General features: G+C 47.2%; 20 protein-coding genes and 2 pseudogenes. 9 read left to right on the top strand and 13 right to left on the bottom strand.

Annotation, left to right across the window (positions count from 1 at the left end; translation table 11 throughout):
* A partial coding sequence (locus M977_RS21050; protein WP_209438613.1) for a C2 family cysteine protease occupies positions 1–2,356 on the top strand: 2,356 nt, incomplete at its 5' end.
* Positions 2,357–2,383: 27 nt separating this feature from the next.
* On the opposite strand, the gene M977_RS21045 is transcribed toward M977_RS21050, so the two are convergent.
* The 3 genes and pseudogenes from M977_RS21045 to M977_RS26045 all read right to left on the bottom strand — a co-directional run bounded on the left by M977_RS21045 (position 2,384) and on the right by M977_RS26045 (position 3,576).
* Positions 2,384–2,734, bottom strand: a complete 351-nt coding sequence (locus tag M977_RS21045; RefSeq protein WP_064518703.1) for a hypothetical protein — start codon at positions 2,732–2,734, stop codon at positions 2,384–2,386.
* Between the two features lie 95 nt (positions 2,735–2,829).
* Positions 2,830–3,069 (bottom strand): DUF905 domain-containing protein, encoded by a 240-nt coding sequence (locus tag M977_RS21040; protein WP_064518702.1) that lies wholly within the window; start codon positions 3,067–3,069, stop codon positions 2,830–2,832.
* Between the two features lie 76 nt (positions 3,070–3,145).
* A pseudogene (locus M977_RS26045) lies at positions 3,146–3,576 on the bottom strand (hypothetical protein).
* Between M977_RS26045 and M977_RS26175 the strand changes: the two are divergent.
* Both M977_RS26175 and M977_RS21030 read left to right on the top strand, forming a co-directional pair.
* On the top strand, positions 3,561–3,635 hold the full coding sequence (locus tag M977_RS26175; protein WP_083962975.1) for a hypothetical protein: 75 nt from the start codon (positions 3,561–3,563) through the stop codon (positions 3,633–3,635). The pseudogene M977_RS26045 and the gene M977_RS26175 overlap by 16 nt on opposite strands.
* Positions 3,636–3,758: 123 nt before the next feature.
* A pseudogene (locus tag M977_RS21030) lies at positions 3,759–4,427 on the top strand (IS6 family transposase).
* 22 nt (positions 4,428–4,449) lie between these two features.
* Here the strand turns inward: M977_RS21030 and M977_RS25335 are convergent.
* Complete coding sequence (locus M977_RS25335; protein ID WP_157092100.1) at positions 4,450–4,608, bottom strand: hypothetical protein; 159 nt, start codon at positions 4,606–4,608, stop codon at positions 4,450–4,452.
* A 77-nt stretch (positions 4,609–4,685) separates the two neighbouring features.
* A complete protein-coding gene (locus tag M977_RS25025; RefSeq protein WP_083962974.1) occupies positions 4,686–6,878 on the bottom strand; it encodes an EAL domain-containing protein in 2,193 nt (730 codons plus the stop codon).
* 183 nt (positions 6,879–7,061) lie between these two features.
* Between M977_RS25025 and M977_RS21020 the strand changes: the two genes are divergently transcribed.
* Positions 7,062–7,490 carry a hypothetical protein gene (locus tag M977_RS21020; protein WP_064518700.1) on the top strand — a complete coding sequence of 143 codons (429 nt, stop codon included), beginning with the start codon at positions 7,062–7,064 and terminating at the stop codon, positions 7,488–7,490.
* Between the two features lie 218 nt (positions 7,491–7,708).
* Here M977_RS21020 and M977_RS21015 read toward each other — a convergent pair whose 3' ends face one another.
* Complete coding sequence (locus tag M977_RS21015) at positions 7,709–8,821, bottom strand: cobalamin-independent methionine synthase II family protein (protein ID WP_064518699.1); 1,113 nt, start codon at positions 8,819–8,821, stop codon at positions 7,709–7,711.
* A 240-nt stretch (positions 8,822–9,061) separates the two neighbouring features.
* Here M977_RS21015 and M977_RS21010 point away from each other — a divergent pair, with 240 nt between their 5' ends.
* Complete coding sequence (locus M977_RS21010) at positions 9,062–9,979, top strand: bestrophin family protein (RefSeq protein WP_064518698.1); 918 nt, start codon at positions 9,062–9,064, stop codon at positions 9,977–9,979.
* A 268-nt stretch (positions 9,980–10,247) separates the two neighbouring features.
* Here M977_RS21010 and M977_RS21005 read toward each other — a convergent pair whose 3' ends face one another.
* Positions 10,248–10,751 (bottom strand): DUF1993 domain-containing protein, encoded by a 504-nt coding sequence (locus M977_RS21005; RefSeq protein ID WP_064518697.1) that lies wholly within the window; start codon positions 10,749–10,751, stop codon positions 10,248–10,250.
* A gap of 78 nt (positions 10,752–10,829) precedes the next feature.
* The gene (locus tag M977_RS21000) at positions 10,830–11,219 is read right to left on the bottom strand and encodes a rhodanese-like domain-containing protein (RefSeq protein ID WP_034495169.1); all 390 of its coding nucleotides are present in this window, start codon (positions 11,217–11,219) and stop codon (positions 10,830–10,832) included.
* Positions 11,220–11,284: 65 nt separating this feature from the next.
* Here M977_RS21000 and ftrA point away from each other — a divergent pair, with 65 nt between their 5' ends.
* Both ftrA and M977_RS20990 read left to right on the top strand, forming a co-directional pair.
* On the top strand, positions 11,285–12,319 hold the full coding sequence (ftrA, locus tag M977_RS20995) for a transcriptional regulator FtrA (protein WP_208326122.1): 1,035 nt from the start codon (positions 11,285–11,287) through the stop codon (positions 12,317–12,319).
* Between the two features lie 53 nt (positions 12,320–12,372).
* Complete coding sequence (locus M977_RS20990) at positions 12,373–12,735, top strand: RcnB family protein (RefSeq protein ID WP_064518696.1); 363 nt, start codon at positions 12,373–12,375, stop codon at positions 12,733–12,735.
* Between the two features lie 52 nt (positions 12,736–12,787).
* Here the strand turns inward: M977_RS20990 and M977_RS20985 are convergent, their stop codons facing one another.
* The gene (locus M977_RS20985; protein ID WP_064518695.1) at positions 12,788–13,081 is read right to left on the bottom strand and encodes a hypothetical protein; all 294 of its coding nucleotides are present in this window, start codon (positions 13,079–13,081) and stop codon (positions 12,788–12,790) included.
* Positions 13,082–13,218: 137 nt separating this feature from the next.
* Between M977_RS20985 and M977_RS20980 the strand changes: the two genes are divergently transcribed.
* Positions 13,219–13,626 carry a GFA family protein gene (locus M977_RS20980; RefSeq protein WP_064518694.1) on the top strand — a complete coding sequence of 136 codons (408 nt, stop codon included), beginning with the start codon at positions 13,219–13,221 and terminating at the stop codon, positions 13,624–13,626.
* Between the two features lie 50 nt (positions 13,627–13,676).
* On the opposite strand, the gene M977_RS20975 is transcribed toward M977_RS20980, so the two are convergent.
* Complete coding sequence (locus M977_RS20975; RefSeq protein WP_064518693.1) at positions 13,677–14,696, bottom strand: DUF2157 domain-containing protein; 1,020 nt, start codon at positions 14,694–14,696, stop codon at positions 13,677–13,679.
* Between the two features lie 118 nt (positions 14,697–14,814).
* Between M977_RS20975 and tam the strand changes: the two genes are divergently transcribed.
* Positions 14,815–15,576, top strand: a complete 762-nt coding sequence (tam, locus tag M977_RS20970; RefSeq protein ID WP_064518692.1) for a trans-aconitate 2-methyltransferase — start codon at positions 14,815–14,817, stop codon at positions 15,574–15,576.
* Here the strand turns inward: tam and M977_RS20965 are convergent.
* From M977_RS20965 to M977_RS20955, 3 genes are all read right to left on the bottom strand, one after another.
* Positions 15,566–16,411, bottom strand: a complete 846-nt coding sequence (locus M977_RS20965; protein WP_245163523.1) for an AraC family transcriptional regulator — start codon at positions 16,409–16,411, stop codon at positions 15,566–15,568. The two genes, tam and M977_RS20965, sit on opposite strands and share 11 nt — an antisense overlap.
* A 100-nt stretch (positions 16,412–16,511) precedes the next feature.
* Positions 16,512–17,912: an aldehyde dehydrogenase family protein gene (locus M977_RS20960; protein ID WP_064518690.1), complete on the bottom strand. Its 1,401-nt coding sequence runs from the start codon at positions 17,910–17,912 to the stop codon at positions 16,512–16,514.
* 109 nt (positions 17,913–18,021) lie between these two features.
* Positions 18,022–18,726, bottom strand: coding sequence for a proteasome-type protease (locus M977_RS20955; protein ID WP_064518689.1), 705 nt, complete (start codon positions 18,724–18,726; stop codon positions 18,022–18,024).
* Between the last annotated feature and the right edge of the window lie 55 nt (positions 18,727–18,781).

The following is an 18,781-nucleotide window of genomic DNA, read 5'->3' as shown; positions in this document are numbered from 1 at the left end:
AAGTCAACTGTCCACCACGACACTTGCGGCACTGGATAATAAACATCTGGGCGCATTAACCGCTGAACAAATTGGCGGCATGAATAATTTCGGCAGTCTGAGCAAAGAGCAGTTTGGTCTGTTAGATATATCCAAAGTACCAACATTCGCTATTAGTCACTGGAGCAACGAATTTAAGGGACTAACATCCGGGCAAATTGCCAGCTTAAACGCTGAACAAATTAATGCTATGGGACATGCAGCGTGGATGCCGGATGAGGCTGCTGCAGGGTTTACGGCAGAGCAGCTAAAAAATTGTACGCAGAATTTCTACTGGTTCTCTGCTGGCTGGTTTAATCATCTGACGAAAGAAGCATTCCAGGCAATAACACCTGAGCGTATTGGCGATATTTTCCTTGACGCATTTAATGGCATGAATGCTGAGCACCGTAGTCTATTAACCGCAGATCAGGTCGGAGGGATAACCTATAACTTCTGGTTCTTCACGTCAGACTGGTTTAACAGCTTAAGTCCTGAGGCGATGAAAGGTATCACTGCTGCTCAGTTCCCTCATCTTCAGCAGGGTAATCTTACTCATTGGGATAACCAGCATCTGGCCGCCCTAACCGCTTCCCAGGTCGCGATTGCTCCGTATATAGACCAATTGTCCAGCGAACAGTTTGGTAATTTAGATATTTCTGGGCTTTCCATTGCGGCTATTGGGCAGTTGTCAAAAACGGAATATCAGGGACTGACAGAGAAACAAATTTCCTCATTAAGTACGGAGCAAATTCAGGCTTTGCAGCATTTAGATTGGATAGGTGTGGCTGCAGTAGGCGGATTCACTGCGGATAAAATGTATCGTTTTGGCAATGATATCTCCGGCCTTTCAGCAACAATCCTGAATAATATGAGCCTTGATGCTATTGCATCACTCACATCATTACAGCTTAACAGTCTGAATCCTGTCGCGTATGTAGGCCTGGATTTTCAGCACTTCGTAGCCCTGGGCCAGTTCTCTGATGAAAGCAGTTTATTATCATCACTGACTACCGATCAGTTGCTAACCGTTTCTCAAATGATGTCTCTTAATCAACAAAGCGAGCTGTCTGAAAGCCAGCAGACGTTAATTAGCACATCTGTGGATGCTGGTTTCTCGCTAACGGGTATCGTCAATGACTCAGCGTTAAGAAGCATCATGAGCAATCAAATCGCCAGTGATGCTTCATTATTCAGCTTTACATCCATTGAATCCGTTCTTAAAGATTTTGCCTCGCAATTAACAGGTAATCTTACGGAAACCCAGTTTGATGACATAAAAAATTATGTGCAGGCGATTGGCAATATCTGCGGGACTGATTCGGCAATCTATTCATTGGTCAGTGGCTTGATAGGTACGAATGGCGCATCTGTTCACTGGACGGCGACGGGTGAAGGTGAACGCATTGGTAGCCTGAATACTGGCTCATCTGTGACGCAATTTAACCAGTTAATTTCAACATGGTTTGATGGTGCGAACGATCCGAAGTCTTCTTCAACGGCTCATGTAGACGGTCGCCCGTTATTCGCTAAAGGTGGACCAACCATCAATGACATCCATCAGGGCGGAGTGTCCGATTGTTCATTCCTCTCCACGCTCCAGACGGTTGTAAATGTTGCACCTGATTTCATCAAGTCAATGTTTGTTCAGAACCCGAACAATACCTACAGCGTGCGTTTCTTTCAAAACGGTGTGCCTCATTGGGTAACGGTAGATGGCGAGGCATATAGCAGTGGAGCTAACTCAAGCACTTCAAGTTGGGTGGCGATTGCAGAACGCGCGAATGTCGCTTTTGAAGCAGCCTATTACACTGATGTAAATAGTTACTCAAGCCTGGCTGGCGGAAAAGAAAAGATAATGGAAGTCACAGGCGACACGCTGACTTCATTCCGTGCCTTAACGACGACAGAGGAAAAATGGAACACCACGGATTTTGAACTTCTGAAAACCGCGGTACTGGATGGTGCACCTGCGCAACTTTCTAGCTGGGAGGAATTAAAAAATCCCGTTACCGGACAGACAAATCTTGTTGGTGGTCACGCATATGCCATTATCGGCTTTGATGAAAACACCCAAAACTTTATTCTCGCCAACCCTTGGGGAGCTGACCGTAACGATAATGTTGAGGGCACATTTGAAGCCTCAATGGATCATATGTGGCAGGGCGGAAATTTCAGCACGGGTATTGCGTTCGTAAATTCAAATGCAGCCTCGGGCGCTGCGGGGCAACTTGTTCATGCCATGGCGGCAATGAATACGTCACCTTCCGCAGCACTCGATACCAGTGCATTAGCAGTTAATGTGAATCACACTACCCTTACTGCTTCACATGTCTGATAAGTAAACCATAATATCTCCACCCGGTCAGGGTGGAGATATTATTCCTTGATGGTTAGGATTTTCAATTAGGGCTTTTAGTTGTCTTTTAACCATGAACGACAGCGGCGAGAACCTGACTTCACTTGGGGCTGAACGTTGTTTCATAGAAAATGCTGGTTTAGTGCAATTTTTAACCTGAAACGCATTTTTCAGGCACACTGATCCATAAACCCTGTTTGCAGCCATCGATTTTTCACCATCGCATGATTTCTTTCTGACAGTAATTCCGTTGCGCGCATCCGGTCGCCGCAAAGAATACATCTGTACCAGCGTGGCACTGAGAGTGAACTGCGGTTTGTTAGCGGGAACAAACTCGCTCTGTGTCTGTGTTGTCATAGGGTTTCTCTGTCAATAAAAAACGCCAGCGGCGATGGCTGGCGTATGGGATGGGGTAATCAGGGTCTGAAATGTATGCTGGTAAATGACTGCCGTCAGTCGGTGGATAATGCTCTGCAAATGCCATCCTGCCCGATATACCGGTTGAGGACCGTACCAGCATCCGGTTCAAAGTTCCACGCTAGCCAGACCATCCGGCCTTCGGGGTCGTTAACCACCAGACGGAAGTGACTGCCCTGGTTGTCTTCAATGGCGATGTTGTGGTACCGGCGGGTAACAGCTTCGGCCTGCTGGCGAGTGAATGAACCCGACGGTAGTAATTGAGATTCAGGCATTCGGTGTAACTTAAAAGCAAAAGACCCTGACGCAGCGAGTCAGGGGCTGTGGGAGTATTCGGGTGTGTGGAGATTGTCAGTAACCGGTTTGTACCTTATACAGCCTCAGGGTTTTGCTGCCCCGGACAATCTTCACATACAGAGCATTATCTTTCGAGCCACGCACAAACCCGGCCTGCACATCGCCCTTACAGTCACTACCATCGTAAGGAACATTGATGCCGGTCTGGCGCGCCAGGTCGATAACCCCGAAGCTTACACCTTCACAGGCAGGTCCTGAATCAGGGCAAACTTACGGTCATGACTTACGCCGGTCAGCGAGCACATGTAGGTGTTTATGTCGTTCCCCTGGCACCAGTATTCCTGGCCGGGATTGTCTTTATCCATCAGGCTTGCCGGAAGCTTCGCGGCACCGGTACTGAAGGTGGCGAGTGACAGAATGAGGGCGGGTATCCGAGACGTTTCGAGGAGTGGGCATCGGACGCCATTTAATGAGCCATATAGCAAATATCGCCCGAGAAAAAGAGTGTTTAATGCTCAATTGGTTATCAGTCTGTAGGGGCTAAGGTCATTGACTGTGTTAACTATCACAGGCTTTTTGGACAAGCCATATCTGACCGGGCTAAATCGGTTCTGTCGCATTAAGAAATCGTCAGGAAACATGCTGTTTTTTATGGTGTTATCTGACTATTTCATTGATCTTAATTGCCTTCCAGCGCCTACATTATCCCGCCGATGTTATCGCTCAGTGTGTTCGCTGGCCTTGCGTCTGCGCAATCTCGAGGAGATGATGGCAGAGCGTGGCGTTATCGTTGATCATTCCACGCTTCACCGTTGACTCATCCGTCTGGTGCCGTTGCTAGATAAGGTCTTTCGTCGGCATAAACGAACTGTGGGCTGGCGGTGGCGAATGGATGAAACCTACATCAAAATCAAAAGGTAGTGGGAATACCTGTGCCGGGTAGTCTATACCACAGGTCAGACTATCGACTTTCTGCTGACGGCAAAACGAGATGCAGCGGCAGCTCTTCGATTTTTCCGCAAAGCCATTCGATACCACGATGTGCCCGAGATGGTCACTATCGATAAAAGTGGTGCCAATACGGCAGCGTTGGCCATACTTAATCCCGACAAACCAGAAGAAGGAACCATCACTATCAGGCAGAGTAAGTATCTGAACAACCTTAGTGAACAAGATCACCGGAATATCAAACGCCGGACACGGCCAATGCTGGGATTCAAGTCGTTTCGCCGGGCACAGACACTCCCAGCCACATTGAGTTGATTCATATGATACGCAAAGAGCATTTGATCATCCAGCCGGCGACGGATTGTCACCAGCTGAACAGTTTACCTGAATAATCGACAACGCCGCTTTTGCTAACCTGCTGCCGTTAACGCGATACAACCCTGAAAAGTGCGTCCCCAGTAATGCGAAATAGCACAAACCTTCATTGCAATAATCGAACTGACAGGAAACTGACGAATGGTATCCAGCAATTTAGCCCCGGAAAACTTATGGTTAAATGCAATGCTCAATCGCTCATCCAGACGCAGACCTTAAAGAAGTTTTTAGTCAAATCGATAGCGATAACTTTTATTGAGTTCATGATGGATTAAAAATTGTGGTTTGTTGTGGAAACGTTTTCTATCGGAAAAGGTTTCCCAGTATGATAGCCTTGAAGCCATTCAACTCCTAGCTGTGTTAGCATATCTTGAATTTTCTGATTCTCCACAAATTCGGCAACAACATCTAGATTCTTCAATTTGGCGGCTGCGTAAAAGGATTTTGTTGTGTGGAGGTCAAATTCGTCGACAAGTATGTTTCGTATGAATGAACCATCAATCTTCAATATATCAACATCTAGAGCCTTCAGGCGTGAATAACTGGAATGCCCAGTCCCAAAGTCATCAATGGCTATGCGACATCCTAGTGTACGTAATTCCTGTATAAGGGGGGATACTATTTGTATATCAAAAACATCGGCCTCGATTATCTCAAAAATAACTCGCCGAGGATTTACTTGATAAGACTCAAAAAGTGCTTTAATTTTGGATAAAAAATTTGAATTATATAATGTACTCGGCATTAAATTAATGGAGAAACTCTGTTTTGCACATGCATTATTATTTGTCATAAATTTAAAGGTTTGCTCTATTATTACCATATCTAAGTCCGTAAGTAATCCAGCATTACTCGCCATTGGTAAAAATGTATCAGGAAATATAATTTCTCCATCACCCCCTTTCATACGCATAAGAACTTCATAATAGGTTTTCTTGTCCTTAGTAGACACAATGGGTTGAACAAAAAGCATAAATGCATGTTGATCAATTGACTGTTGGAGTCTATGCCGAATTTTACCCATGGTATATTTATCTTGTTCTATTGCTGGCACGTGTAATAAAGGTGTCCCTGTTTGCATAGAAATCGTGGTTTTTTTGTGTAATTCTCCGATCAATACAGAAACTTGACTTTTTTCAGGAATGAAATTTGTATATACAATTCCATAGCAGAGACCTAATTTCACTTCATTATTCCAGATGAACCTAAATTCTTTTATTTTACTGTTTAATACATCGATGCGATTAAGTTCTTTTTGTTTAAAAGTTATAACTACGCCATATCCTTGAATATAATAGAAGTCTTCCCCATGATGTAAGAATGCTAATAAATAAGAACGTAATGATGTGATGAAGTTAAATCGTAAGGATATGCCATAGATATGTGAAAGCGGGGCGACCTCAGGTAAGTTAATTAAACATAAACAGCTATAATGATTTCTGGAAATATCTTCCTTTAAAGCTAAAAGGCTAGGTATTTTCGTGTTTGGTTCCAGTTTTGAAATGTATTTAAGGTGGTGGACATATGAACTTATTCGTGACGTGTTAAATGTTACCCATATAAAAGCACAAGAAGAAACAAGCAGTACGGATGCAGTGAATAATGATATATCCGCACTGTTACTTAAATTGCTGATGGCTATGCCATAAGTACTTTTATTCAACTCAAAGGTGGTACCAAGAGATACGAATAACCACACTGGTAGCATAAGCACATTACTATAAGTAACTCCAAGCCATATCAGAAGAGGTAAATACCAACAAATGAGAAAGCTTGTAAGTAAGTTTAGTGAATACATATATAAATATATTGAACTAAGAATTGATGCAGAGAAGAATATGATATAAAGTGATTTTATATTTGTAGATGGAAAACTTTTTGACGTTATAAACCTTAATGCTCTCTTGTTTTTTTGGAAGGATGAGAACAAGAATGAAAAAAAAGGAACCCCCAGTAAACATGAGTTACACAATAACATGCAATCAACAAGGAATCTAATGGTAGTGTAGTTATAATGATGTTCTCCAGTTAATTTTAACGTTACCACTTGCCAATAAAAAATACCCATTAGACTATTGAGGAAAATTATTGTCGATATTTTTATTAGGGGTTTTGAATTGTACCAAAAATGATTGGCATGTTTTTTTTCAGAAAGAAAGTAATAAATAAGAGTACTTGTGCCTGCGGCTAATAGAATTGAAAGGAGATGCAGATAGCTTAATGCTTGGTATTTATCTTGAAAGTAGCCACAAGCTAGCACAATTATAATTGCTGGTAATGAATTGGATTTAAAATAAAGAAAAAATGATGTTAATAATGGTAGTGATAAAATATAAAAAAAAGGTAGGTTATGTTGAGGTTCATTTGTTGTAACATGCAAAACATTAATACAATAAAACACCAACATAAACAACACGCCTAATAAACATTTCTTTGTTATTTTTGAATGTAATAACCCTATCATTTAACAATCTCTATATATTTTTGGTATCAATTGATTTTGTGAATACATACGATAATAACATATGTAAAACACTTCACATCAAAATATCTTACTGTGTAACCATCATTTTTATTGCCCATATATGGGCGGCCCCAGTCGATATTAGGATACACCCCTTATATAGCAACTCTCAGTTCTCAGGTAATGACTCCAATTACCAGTTGTGCCGTTATCATTCTTGGCTCAGCAAGATCTGACACCCAGCAACTTGGCGTTATCGTCAAAAAAATGATACCCCGCCATGATCATGACCTGTGGGATTTCCAAGACAGAATTAACCAAGCACTCAAATTCAGGATGGGAAACGATGCAGGTTTTGTCACATTGATGGGCGAATGGTTGGCATCGACCCCCACTGAAAGTGAAATTTCAAGTTTTTTTCGTTATCTGGCGTCCACAGGAAAACTTGACGAAGATACTCAGAAATTATGCCAGCATTATCTCAATGAGAGATATATCGCTTCAGGAATTCCGGCTCATGGTTACGATACCCTCTCTGACCTCATAAGACCTGTCACGCACTCCTTACTTGATGTATTGGCAGGACCTATACATCAAAAATATGGAATGTGAGAGGCTTAGAAATGATTGGAGTTTCTTTCATTTCAGCGGATTAACTGACTAGTAATTTTTAAATCGCACCGATCTGCTATTCGTAGAGTAACAGCGATGTTAGGAATGTCTTCATTAGTTGGAAGAAGAACTGCGAACTTCCGCTGTTCGCTCATAGCTGACTGTAAGATGTGATTGTGTCGAATCTCGCGTTAGCGACATCCGACACAATCACCGTTTTACCAGACCTTTTCGGCAAGTTCCGTCACCAGGCGCACTTTGTCCCACTGCTGCTCGGCAGTCAGGCTATTACCCTCTTCTGTTGAGGCAAAGCCGCACTGTGGGCTGAGGCAGATTTGGTTGATATCGACATATTGCGCCGCTTCGTTAATACGCTGTTGAATCAACTCCGGGTTTTCCAGCTCACCATTTTTGGTAGTGATCAAACCTAAAACGACCTGCTGATGACCCGGCCGCACAAAGCGCAGCGGTGCAAAATCACCGGAGCGGTCGTTATCGTATTCAAGGAAGAAAGCATCCACATTGACGCTGCCGAACAACACTTGCGCAACTGGCTCGTAGCCACCCTCTGAAATCCACGTGGAACGGAAGTTACCGCGACAAACATGCAGGCCGATAACCAAATCATCCGGCTTTCCTTCCAGCGCTTTATTCAGTACCTGAGCATAGATTTGCGCCAGTTTGTCTGGGTCATCCCCACGCTCGCGGATCTCTTTACGTTGGGCATCGGAACACAGATAAGCCCAAACGGTGTCATCAAGTTGCAGATAGCGGCAACCTGCAGCGTAAAACGCCTGAATCGCATCGCGCCATGTCGTCGCCAGATCGTCAAAATACTCTTTTAAATCAGGGTAAACACTACTGTCGATAGCATTGCGGCCACCACGGAAATGCAACACGCTTGGGCTTGGAATGGTCATTTTTGGCACCGCGTTGCCGCTGATGCTTTTCAGATAGCGGAAATCTTCCAGCATTGGGTGCGAACCAAATCCGAGCTTGCCCACCACACGCACGCTATGCGCCTTGGTCTGTACCCCATTAAACTGAATGCCCTGCTCAGATTCATAACGTTCCACACCTTGCAGCCCGTCGAAGAAATCAAAATGCCACCATGCCCGACGGAACTCGCCATCAGTCACCACATGCAGACCGCATGCACACTGCTGCTCGACCGAAGCACGAATCGCATCATCTTCAACTTTGCGCAACTGGCTGGCATCGATTTCACCTGCAGCAAACGCAAGGCGAGCATTTTTGATAGTGGCTGGACGTAAGAAGCTACCGACGATATCGGCACGGAACGGGGCGCGATGTTGTGTTGACTGTGGCATGTGTTTTCTCCGCTAACCCGGCTAATTAATTTAGTCAGGTGATAATTCATTATTTGAATATTTAGCCGTCTGGACGGCTGTTTGTGTGATTGAGAATGGCAGATGCTGAACATGAGGACAAACGAAGATCTTTCATGGTTATTGAAAATAATTCATGTTGTTAAGATGCTGTAAATTCAAAGTTGATCTACATCACACTTTGCCGTCTAATATGACGTCCTGTTTTTGAGCCTCCCGATTATGATTGTTCGCCCGCATCAACACTGGTTTATTCGCTTATTTGTCTGGCATGGTTCGGTTCTACAAAAAATCTATTCACGCCTATTACTGAACCTCGCGCTTTCCATAAGCGTCATTTTCTTTCTCCCCTGGTATGAAACCCTCGGCATTAAGCTGACTACAGCACCCTTTAGTATTCTTGGTGTGGCGATAGCGATTTTTCTCGGGTTCAGAAACAGCGTCTGTTACGCACGCTTTAACGAGGCTCGCACCTTGTGGGGGCAACTGGCGATTACTCAGCGTTCGTTTTTGCGCGAGACAAAAAGTCTGTTGGGTGAAAACCAGAGTCAGATTACGTCGTTTGTGAATTTGCAGATTGCCTTTTGCCATGCGCTCAGGCTCACATTGCGTAAGCGCCCGATGGAAGAAACGCTGAAAAAATTCTTAACTGCCGATGAATTACAGTGGGTGATGAAAAGCCACGCGCCCTGTAACCGCATACTCTTGCTGATGGGTGACTGGCTCGCCGATAAGCGCAAACAGGGCCTGATTTCCGATGTAGTGTGGAGCAGCCTGAACCATCATCTGAACGATCTTTCAGCGGTTGCCGGAGGCTGTGAGCGTATTGCCAACACTCCGTTGCCGTTCGCCTATACGCTGATTTTGCATCGCACCGTTTACCTGTTCTGCATCATGCTGCCGTTCGCTTTGGTCACCGACCTACACTACATGACACCGTTCTTGTCAGTATTTGTTTCATATACCTTTATTTCGCTTGATACGCTGGCTGAAGAGCTGGAAGAACCGTTTGGCACAGAAGACAACGACCTGCCGCTCGATGCTATTTGCAATACTATTGAGCGGGATTTACAGGATATGGATGAGAGTGAGGCAATGCCTGAGAAGTTGCGGCCTAACCGCTATTATCGATTAAGTTAGTCGCACTATTTATTCATGCATACCCTAAATAATTCAAGTTGCAGGTAGGCGGCAAGAGAGCAAATCCCCAGGAGCTTACTTGAGTAAGTGACTGGGGTTTGCGACAAATCTGCAGGAGCTTACTTGAGTAAGTGACTGGGGTTTGCGACAAATCTGCAGGAGCAGATTTGAACGCTGTTTGCAGCGGCCCCTAAGGGGTGAGGCTCATGGATGAGCCGAATAGTGCAGCCAACACCCCTGCAGCTTGAAGTATGACGGGTAAAGCGGCTTAGAAGATTGGGCCGACAAAATCACGCTTGCCTAAAGCCACCCCTGCCTGGCGCAGGATGTCGTAAGCGGTAGTAAAGTGGAAATAGAAGTTCGGCGTAGCGAATTTGTACACGTAGTTGCGAGCGGTGAAACGCAATTCGTGTTCACGAGCCATCACAACAATTGGGCGCTCGTCGTCGCCAGCGAGTTGCTCATCACTAATGCCTTTCATGAACTCAACCGTTGCTTTGATACGAGTCTGAAGCTGTTCAATAGTGGTTTCGTTATCTTCCATCACCGGAGCATCAACACCCGCCAGGCGAGCAACGGCACGTTTAGCCATATCGGTGGTAATTTGCACCTGGCGCACCAGCGGATACATATCTTCCGCCAGTGATGCAGTCAGCAGGCTCTCTTCCGTTTTGCCGTTCTCTTTCGCCCAGTTAGCCGCTTTCTCAAGGATTGCAGACAGGTTGCTTAAACCCAGGATGAACTGTGCATTGGTTTCACTGTAAATCGACATTGTGACTTCCTTTAGATATGACAAATTTGAGGCAAAGATTACACCCACTTAGCGCCCTGCGGATAGCAAATTCACGACTCACGCAAAGCTAAATCCTTCATCAGCCCAACCGGTGATTCCACCAATCATAATTTTCACCGGGCGGCCCAGACGCGCCAGTTTTAAAGCTGCGCGATCAGCACCGTTGCAATGCGGGCCGGCGCAATAAACCACGAATAAGGTATCTGCAGGCCATTCGGCCATGCGTTCAGCCGACATATCGCGATGGCGCAAATGCAAAGCACCAGGAATATGGCGACGGGCGAATGCTTCCGGTGAGCCGACAACATGCAGCAGAACAAAATCCATATCTTCGTCTTTCATTGCGCTATGCACATCATCGCAGTCTGTTTCGAGACACAAACGCTGGAGAAAATGAGCAGCGGCGATTTCTGGGGCAGCGGCTGGATAATCAGTAACGTAACTCATAAATACTCCTCATGATGGTGAGATCTCACTATAGAGCGCAGCGTGTGGCTTGACGTATGGCAGAAATGACAGATAACGTGAAGATCATGACAATCGTTCGGGATATCCCTTTGCAAAACCCTCTAGTTGTTGCGCTGGCATATGACGGCCTGTGTACCTTTGAATTTGGTGTCGTTGTTGAAGTGTTTGGCCTGCCGCGTCCGGAAATGGGCGATAACTGGTATCAGTTTGCGGTCGCAGGAATCGAACCAGGCGAGCTTAGAGCGACTGGAGGTATCCGGCTGGCGGTCGATGGTGGTCTTTCTTTGTTGGAAGATGCCGGAACGATTATTGTGCCCGGATGGCGAGGTGCCGATGAGCCGGTTCCACCACAGTTGTGCGAAGCGTTACGCACGGCACATTCACGCGGTGCGCGGATTATGTCGATATGCTCCGGCGTATTCGTGCTGGCAGCCAGCGGCCTGCTCGATGGGTTACAAGCCTCAACCCACTGGCGTTATACCGAAAAACTTCAGCAGTGCTACCCTGCCATTCAGGTGATGCCAGATGTGTTGTATATCGATAACGGATCGGTACTGACCTCTGCCGGAAGTGCCGCTGGTATCGATTTGAGTTTGCATCTGGTGCGGCGGGATTACGGCCAGGCTGCCGCAAACAGCGTGGCGCGCCGACTGGTCGTCCCCCCTCATCGCGTTGGCGGGCAAGCTCAGTTTATCGAACAACCTATTCCGGTTGCCTATGAGAGCAAGCGTCTAAGCCCGCTGTTCGATTATTTGCAAATTCATCTGGCGGATGAACACTCGGTAGAGTCGCTGGCGGTGTTTACCGGCATGAGCCCGAGAACATTTTTACGCCGTTTTTCCGCAACAACCGGCACCACGCCCACACGCTGGCTGCTGAATATGCGCCTGGCGCGCTGTCGGGATTTACTGGAGAGCAGCACTCTCTCCATTGATGAAATAGCCGAGCGTGTCGGATTTGGCAGTGCGGCGACTCTGCGCCACCATTTCCGCGCTAAGTTCGCCACCACACCCGCCGCCTACCGCAAGTCATTTACTTCAAGTAACGAAAAATTGATTATCACTCGTGAAACAACGTGATAGAGATAACGGCATTATTTGAAAGTTAGCAGATGAATGTATCTGGAGAAGATATGCGTAAATTGAATGTGTTTGTTTTTTCTGTGGCCCTGATGGCCGGATCTCTACCATTGGCGATGACGGCTCAAGCAGCTGATGCGCCTGCTGTCGCACCGGCACCAGCCGCTCCGCAGCCAGCTTCCTCGTTTGAAATTCAAGAATTTCATGCCGATTACAAGCCATTTAAAATTGGCGACATCGTACCGGATTTGTATCGCACCAAGGAGTACCGCATTGATGCCTGGCAAATCAGGCACCTGCCAGCACCAGAAGCGGGAAGCCACTGGACATACATGGGCGGGAATTATGTGTTGATTACCGACGCGGAAGGGAAGATTTTACGTGCCATGAAAGGCGAGATTTTTTACGGTCACTAATAGCACAAACCCCGGTCATCGCACCGGGGTTTGGTTTTCAAACAGGCGTTAATTAAGCGCGCAGCATGGCTTTAATCTTCGAGTAAGCGTGCTCAAAAATCATATCCGTCGTACACATAAAGACAATCACATCGCCTGACTCACACTCGTCGAGTGCTTCGTTTAATTCCGCATCGAAATCTTTAGATAACTGCGGCATCAACATCTGCATATCGCCCGGGTAATCCTCATCTTCATCGGGTGGCATATCGTCAATTTTCGAGCCACGCACCACGTAAATCAGCAGATTTTTATCGTTGGACGTAATTGGGGCGCGCAAATATTTACCCGTTGGATGCTTAGCCATATCGTTACCTTTTGTTGATAGCTGTAAATTCCGCGCTATCCTCGCAAAAGATGAGACGAAAAGACAGCCTGAGCGTAATGACAAGCCTCAGTTAACCACTAAACTCAGGAGAATTAAAAATCTGGACTGAGGTGGCTATGCAACAAAAAGTTTCTGCTCAATGTCATTGTGGTGCTGTCGCTTTTACCGTCGAACTTAGCGATGGTTTTAACACTATCCGCCGCTGTAACTGTTCATTTTGCCGAATGCGCGGCGCAGTTGCTGTCTCTGCTCCGTTGTCGGGGATTAAGATTACTAAAGGGCAGGATAAACTCACCGAATATCGTTTTAACACCGGAGCAGCGGTGCATTTCTTCTGTTCCGTGTGCGGGATTTATACTTTCCACCAGCGCCGCTCAAACCCTGAGCAATATGGCGTGAATGTCGCCTGCATTGAAGGCGTTTCTCCTTTCGACTTCCCAAAAGTCACGGTAATGGAGGGCGCCCATCACCCGAAAGATGGTGGCGGTGGCGTGGCCGGGTATCTGACTTTTACCCCTGAATGATTTTTGCTATTCGCGGGCGGGTAATGTTGTGCTTACCCGCCCGGCGACTGTCACTTCTCCCCTAGCCGCCAAATCTTCTCGGCATAGCGGCCGACAAGGGCCAGCGAGATGGCGAGCAGTAAGAAGAAAATCACTTTATTGGTGTCGTCCCAGAACATTTCGAAATAGCGGGTGTAGAGGTTAATACCGAGGAACGCTAGGCCAAATCCGCGCAGCATTCCATCGTCAGTTTTCAGGCTAATCCAGATACATGCGCCTGCCGCCAGGGCGAACAGCAATGACCAGTGCAGCAGTTCAATCTGGCGCACACTTTGCCAGATATCCAAATCGTAATTGCCAAAGATCGACAAAATCCACAAAGCGATAAACAGATACAGCAGCCCCATCGCTTTGCTGACTGCAAACACGTTACGTTGCAGCAAAGGTTTTTTAAGCAGGTAACATGCCGCGAGTAATACCCCGCCGAATAATACAAAGCGAATTGGGTAGTTCATACCGAGCCAATAAGCGCCCCAGCCGGAAGAATAGCCTGTCGATGTCCCGAAATAGCTGCCTAATGCCAGCAGGAAAAATAGCCAGATAAGACCCGAACGGCTCATGTAGCCAATGACGCCGTAAATCGCGCAGCCGAGCAAAAATAGCGGTGCTACATTTCCGCTGCCGTTATCAAACGCCATGCCGAGCTGCCATAAAAATAGTGCGGTGAATAATACGCCCAGGAACAGAATGGCCTCATTGCTGTAGCGTTTATCCGGCGTCTTTCTCTGGCGGTAGAATCCCCAGCAATAAAAGGCAATGGCGATAAGCAGCAAAATGACCGCGCGCGTGAGGTAGCCAAAATTAAACAGCAACGCCATCAAATATTCATCAGCAACCAGGCTGCCCATCGCGATAATAAAGCAGGCCAGCGCTATCCAGAATGCATAGCGGCTCATTCGTTGCCAGTCAAAAAGCTGAACCGAGAGGTTTTGTTGCAAACGCTGCTGTTCTGAGGCATCAATCACCCCTTCCTGACGCCAGCCCTCCAGTGCGCGCTTGACGATCTTTTCCTGTTTGCGAGTCACTTTCATAGCGGTTTTCCTTACCTGAGTTTAGTCACTACGTTACAGTAATTAATCAGATTCTAAACCATGCACAATTTCTTAATTCATCACTACGCTTAATGCAATTAAGTCACAGGAGAAAGCTATGCAGGACTGGAACCCCGCGCTTTACTTGCAGTTTGCAGCTGAACGTACGCGCCCGGCAGCAGAACTCGCCGCGCGCATTCAACACCCCGACGCAAAACATATTGCCGATTTAGGCTGCGGCCCAGGCAACAGTACCGCTTTATTGCACCAGGCCTTCCCGGATGCAACTGTGACAGGCATCGATAGCTCTCCGGCGATGTTGGAAAAAGCTCGCGCCGCCCTGCCCAATTGCCAGTTTGAACAGGCTGATGTGACATCCTGGACGCCGGCGGTAAAGCAAGATGTTATCTATGCTAATGCGTCATTGCAGTGGGTAAGCAACCATCCAGAACTGTTTCCCCACCTGGCGACACAGCTTGCCGAAAATGGAGTGTTAGCGGTGCAAATGCCGGATAACTGGCAGGAGCCAACGCATACATTAATGCGCCAGGTCGCTGCTGAACTGGGGAACCCTGACTCCGGGCGAGAAGCGTTGCTACCTGCACAACAGTATTACGATTTGCTGGCGCAATCGGGCTGTGCGGTGGATATCTGGCGTACAACCTATTTCCACGTTATGCCGTCAGCACAGGCGATTATTGAATGGCTGAGCTCTACCGGTTTACGGCCTTATCTCGCAAACCTAGACAGCATTCAGCAACAGGCATTTCTGGAGCGTTACCACACGCTTTTGCAGCAGGCGTATCCGCCGCGACACGATGGCAACGTGTTGATGCTGTTCCCACGCCTGTTTATTGTGGCAAGAAAAACTATAGCGTAACGCCCATCTGGCGTAGCGTTTCAACATCCTGCAAAGGCGCTGCGCCAAACGATCGACGATATTCACGGTTAAATTGCGATGGCGATTCATAGCCTACTTGCCAGGCGACATTTGCCACATCCTGGCCGCCACTGAGTAATAATCGCCTGGCTTCGAGCAGACGGATCTGCTTTTGATATTGCAACGGGCTCATCACGGTCAGGGCTTTAAAGCGATGATGCAGGCTTGAAGTACTCATGCCGACACGCTTTGCCAGTTCATCAATTTTTAGCGGTTCAGCAAAATGGCGCTTAATCCATGCCAGAGCTTCCCCCACGCCTTTGCCCTGATTCCAGGAGAGCGTCTGTTTCCAGAACGTCGCACCTGATGGCGATGTCACCAGGCGATAAAGAATTTCCTGCTTAATCAGTTTGGACATCACCGGTAAATCATCAGGGGTATCCAGCACTTTCACCAGACGTAAAAAGGCATCCTGCAAGGCTTCATCAGCACTGGATATCCAGGCCCCAGGATTGACACTCTCACCTTGTTTTTCAGGCAGCGTAATTTGCAATGAGACGATTAAATCGGCAATTTCTCGACTATTGAGGTCAATGCGCACGCCATAATAAGGCTCGGACACAGTGGCCTGAGTCACCTGACCGGAGACCGGCATGTCTACCGCCGCCATTGAGTAGTTCCCCGGGCCATACTCCGTGACATTGTCACCTATGAGCATTTTTTTACGCCCTTGAAGCAGCATGCACATCGACGGTTCCAGCATGCCTCGGTTAAACAGCGTTGGTTCAGATACGCGGATAAATCGAAGCCAGGGCACTGCGGTTTGCAGTTCCATCTCAGACGTTTCCGCACATTGGTAATGCCGCGCCACGCTTTTACAAAGCTCAGCTAAAATACGGCCCTCAGGCCGCATAATGTTTTCTCGTTCCGGCATATCACTGCCCCATTATGGCTTTTGGCTCAAGATACCCTTCCAACCCGAAAGTACCAAATTCACGTCCAATCCCTGACTGTTTAAAACCGCCAAATGGCACTTGTGGCTCATTATAAACACCGTTAACAAATACTCGTCCGGCGATAAGTTGGCTTGCAACCGTCTGTGTACGTTGCGCATCTTTGCCACTTACATATGCCTGTAATCCGTAAACGGTATCGTTGGCAATTGCGATAGCTTCTGCGTCATCTTTATAGGTAATCACCGACAGCACCGGGCCAAAAATTTCTTGTTGGGCGATAGTCATATCGTTACGAACATTCACAAAAACAGTTGGCTTCACAAAGTAACCGCGTTCAAAACCTTCCGGGCGGCCTTCACCCCCGCAGAGTAATTCAGCACCTTCTTCAACCCCTTTGCGGATGTATGCCTGCACGCGTTCATATTGCTGTGCCGTCACCGCTGTTCCAACGTTCTTACCAGGTTCCAACTGAGATATGTCCTGGCGTAACTGTGCCTTAACTTCCTCGAGGCGGTTTTCATGGACTAACAAACGTGTACCGGCAATACATGCCTGGCCGCTGTTCCAGGACATCACCTGCAACGCCAGTGGAATGGCTTGTTGAAGATCGACATCATCAAGCAGCACATTGGCAGACTTCCCGCCCAGTTCGAGCGTCACGCGCTTAAGCGTATCCACCGCACCACGGGCAATGGTTTTTCCCACGGCGGTAGAACCCGTAAATGAGATTTTTGCGATATCAGGATGACGTGTAATTTCAGCACCGACCACGTCACCACGACCAGTGACAATATTTATCACCCCGTTCGGCAGGCCTGCGGCATGTAGACACTCAGTAATTAATGCCGTCTGGCGGGCACTCAGTTCGCTAGGTTTAATCACCGCCGTTGAGCCAGAAGCAATTACCGTCGCAAGCTTAGAGGCAATAAAACCATAGTTACCATTCCACGGTGTAATCAGCCCCACCACCCCCAAAGGCTCCATGATCACACGAGCGTTGCCAACACGGATTTCAAAGGGGAATTTTGCCAGCACATCGCGCATTTGCATAAAGCTGTCGATGGCATGATTCACAGTACCCTGAGCAAACGCAGGCATACAGCCGTATTCTTCCACCATGGTATCAATCAATTCAACTTCGCGGGATTTTACGGCGTCATGCAGTTGTTGCAGCCAGGCCATACGCTGTTCGCGGGAAGCACTGCGCATTATTGGGAACGCCGCTTTTGCAGCAGCAATTGCCTGCCGAGTGTCTTCAACATCTGCCAGTTGCACTTGCGCGACGGTTTCTTCGGTAGTTGGGTTAACAAGCTCGAACAGCTCATTGCCATGTGGGGTAACAAACTGGCCATTGATATAGATGTGATTAATAGTTTTCATGATGCGCTCCAGGTATGTTTGACCGGCTCAGTGTCGTCTGAAACAGTGTATTTCCTGTAGCGCAATGCTGTTAGATGATTGCACAATCCTGCAAACATCCCCTTCATCGTTAGAGCCGCAGTGGCGGCAACTGGTCAAACACCGAGTGCAGGCAACTCCCCCACATATTGCGGATTTCGCTGAAGTATTCATGCTGTGCGGTAATAGCGTACTGCTGTGAGTCGTCAAAGCAATCGCCGTGATAAATCATCACATCCAGCGGCAAGCCCACGGATAAATTCGAGTTCAACGTGGAGTCCATCGAAATCAACGCACACTGAACCGCCTGCTCAAGCCCGGTGTCGTAACTGACGATACGATCGATGATCGGTTTGCCATATTTGCTTTCGCCAATCTGGAAATACGGCGTGTCGCTGGTGGCTTCGATGAAATTCCCTTCGGCGTAAATATGAAACAGGCGCATACCTTCACCGCGAATCTGCCCACCGAGAATAAACGTGGCGGTGAAATCTGCTCCATCACGTGCAATCACCTCTTTTAAGGTTTGCCCCACCAGCACGGCCGCATCATATAGCGAACTGACGGTATAGAGATTTTGCGTGGTGGCGTCTTGTGCACGATGCTGCAATAAATTGATGACGCTTTGGGTGGTCGCCAGGTTTCCCGCACTTTGCATGATTAACGTTCGGTCATCGCTGCGTTGGAACACATGCAGTTTTTTAAACGTGGAGATATGGTCAACACCCGCATTAGTGCGCGAATCACTGACAAAAATCAAGCCGCTGGATAAGCGCATGGCGACGCAGTAGGTCATAGAGAACTCTCGATTTTGTTGAGTCTGTTTAATGCCCTCATTTTGGTCCTCAGGA

The sequence above is a fragment of the Buttiauxella gaviniae ATCC 51604 genome, from assembly GCF_001654835.1.
GTDB lineage: Bacteria > Pseudomonadota > Gammaproteobacteria > Enterobacterales > Enterobacteriaceae > Buttiauxella > Buttiauxella gaviniae.
The sequence above is the reverse complement of the archived record's forward strand: the minus strand, read 5'-3'. Positions and strand labels throughout refer to the sequence as shown.

What these genes read in the sequence shown, in the direction of transcription:
- M977_RS20975 (WP_064518693.1), bottom strand. Translation starts at nt 14,696, where the DNA reads ATGAAAGTGACTCGCAAACAGGAAAAGATCGTCAAGCGCGCACTGGAG.
- M977_RS21015 (WP_064518699.1), bottom strand. Translation starts at nt 8,821, where the DNA reads ATGCCACAGTCAACACAACATCGCGCCCCGTTCCGTGCCGATATCGTC.
- M977_RS20985 (WP_064518695.1), bottom strand. Translation starts at nt 13,081, where the DNA reads ATGGCTAAGCATCCAACGGGTAAATATTTGCGCGCCCCAATTACGTCC.
- M977_RS20980 (WP_064518694.1), top strand. Translation starts at nt 13,219, where the DNA reads ATGCAACAAAAAGTTTCTGCTCAATGTCATTGTGGTGCTGTCGCTTTT.
- M977_RS20990 (WP_064518696.1), top strand. Translation starts at nt 12,373, where the DNA reads ATGCGTAAATTGAATGTGTTTGTTTTTTCTGTGGCCCTGATGGCCGGA.
- M977_RS21040 (WP_064518702.1), bottom strand. Translation starts at nt 3,069, where the DNA reads ATGCCTGAATCTCAATTACTACCGTCGGGTTCATTCACTCGCCAGCAG.
- M977_RS20965 (WP_245163523.1), bottom strand. Translation starts at nt 16,411, where the DNA reads ATGGAACTGCAAACCGCAGTGCCCTGGCTTCGATTTATCCGCGTATCT.
- M977_RS21005 (WP_064518697.1), bottom strand. Translation starts at nt 10,751, where the DNA reads ATGTCGATTTACAGTGAAACCAATGCACAGTTCATCCTGGGTTTAAGC.
- M977_RS21020 (WP_064518700.1), top strand. Translation starts at nt 7,062, where the DNA reads ATGACTCCAATTACCAGTTGTGCCGTTATCATTCTTGGCTCAGCAAGA.
- M977_RS21045 (WP_064518703.1), bottom strand. Translation starts at nt 2,734, where the DNA reads ATGACAACACAGACACAGAGCGAGTTTGTTCCCGCTAACAAACCGCAG.
- M977_RS20955 (WP_064518689.1), bottom strand. Translation starts at nt 18,726, where the DNA reads ATGACCTACTGCGTCGCCATGCGCTTATCCAGCGGCTTGATTTTTGTC.
- M977_RS25025 (WP_083962974.1), bottom strand. Translation starts at nt 6,878, where the DNA reads ATGATAGGGTTATTACATTCAAAAATAACAAAGAAATGTTTATTAGGC.
- M977_RS21000 (WP_034495169.1), bottom strand. Translation starts at nt 11,219, where the DNA reads ATGAGTTACGTTACTGATTATCCAGCCGCTGCCCCAGAAATCGCCGCT.
- ftrA (WP_208326122.1), top strand. Translation starts at nt 11,285, where the DNA reads ATGACAGATAACGTGAAGATCATGACAATCGTTCGGGATATCCCTTTG.
- tam (WP_064518692.1), top strand. Translation starts at nt 14,815, where the DNA reads ATGCAGGACTGGAACCCCGCGCTTTACTTGCAGTTTGCAGCTGAACGT.
- M977_RS20960 (WP_064518690.1), bottom strand. Translation starts at nt 17,912, where the DNA reads ATGAAAACTATTAATCACATCTATATCAATGGCCAGTTTGTTACCCCA.
- M977_RS21010 (WP_064518698.1), top strand. Translation starts at nt 9,062, where the DNA reads ATGATTGTTCGCCCGCATCAACACTGGTTTATTCGCTTATTTGTCTGG.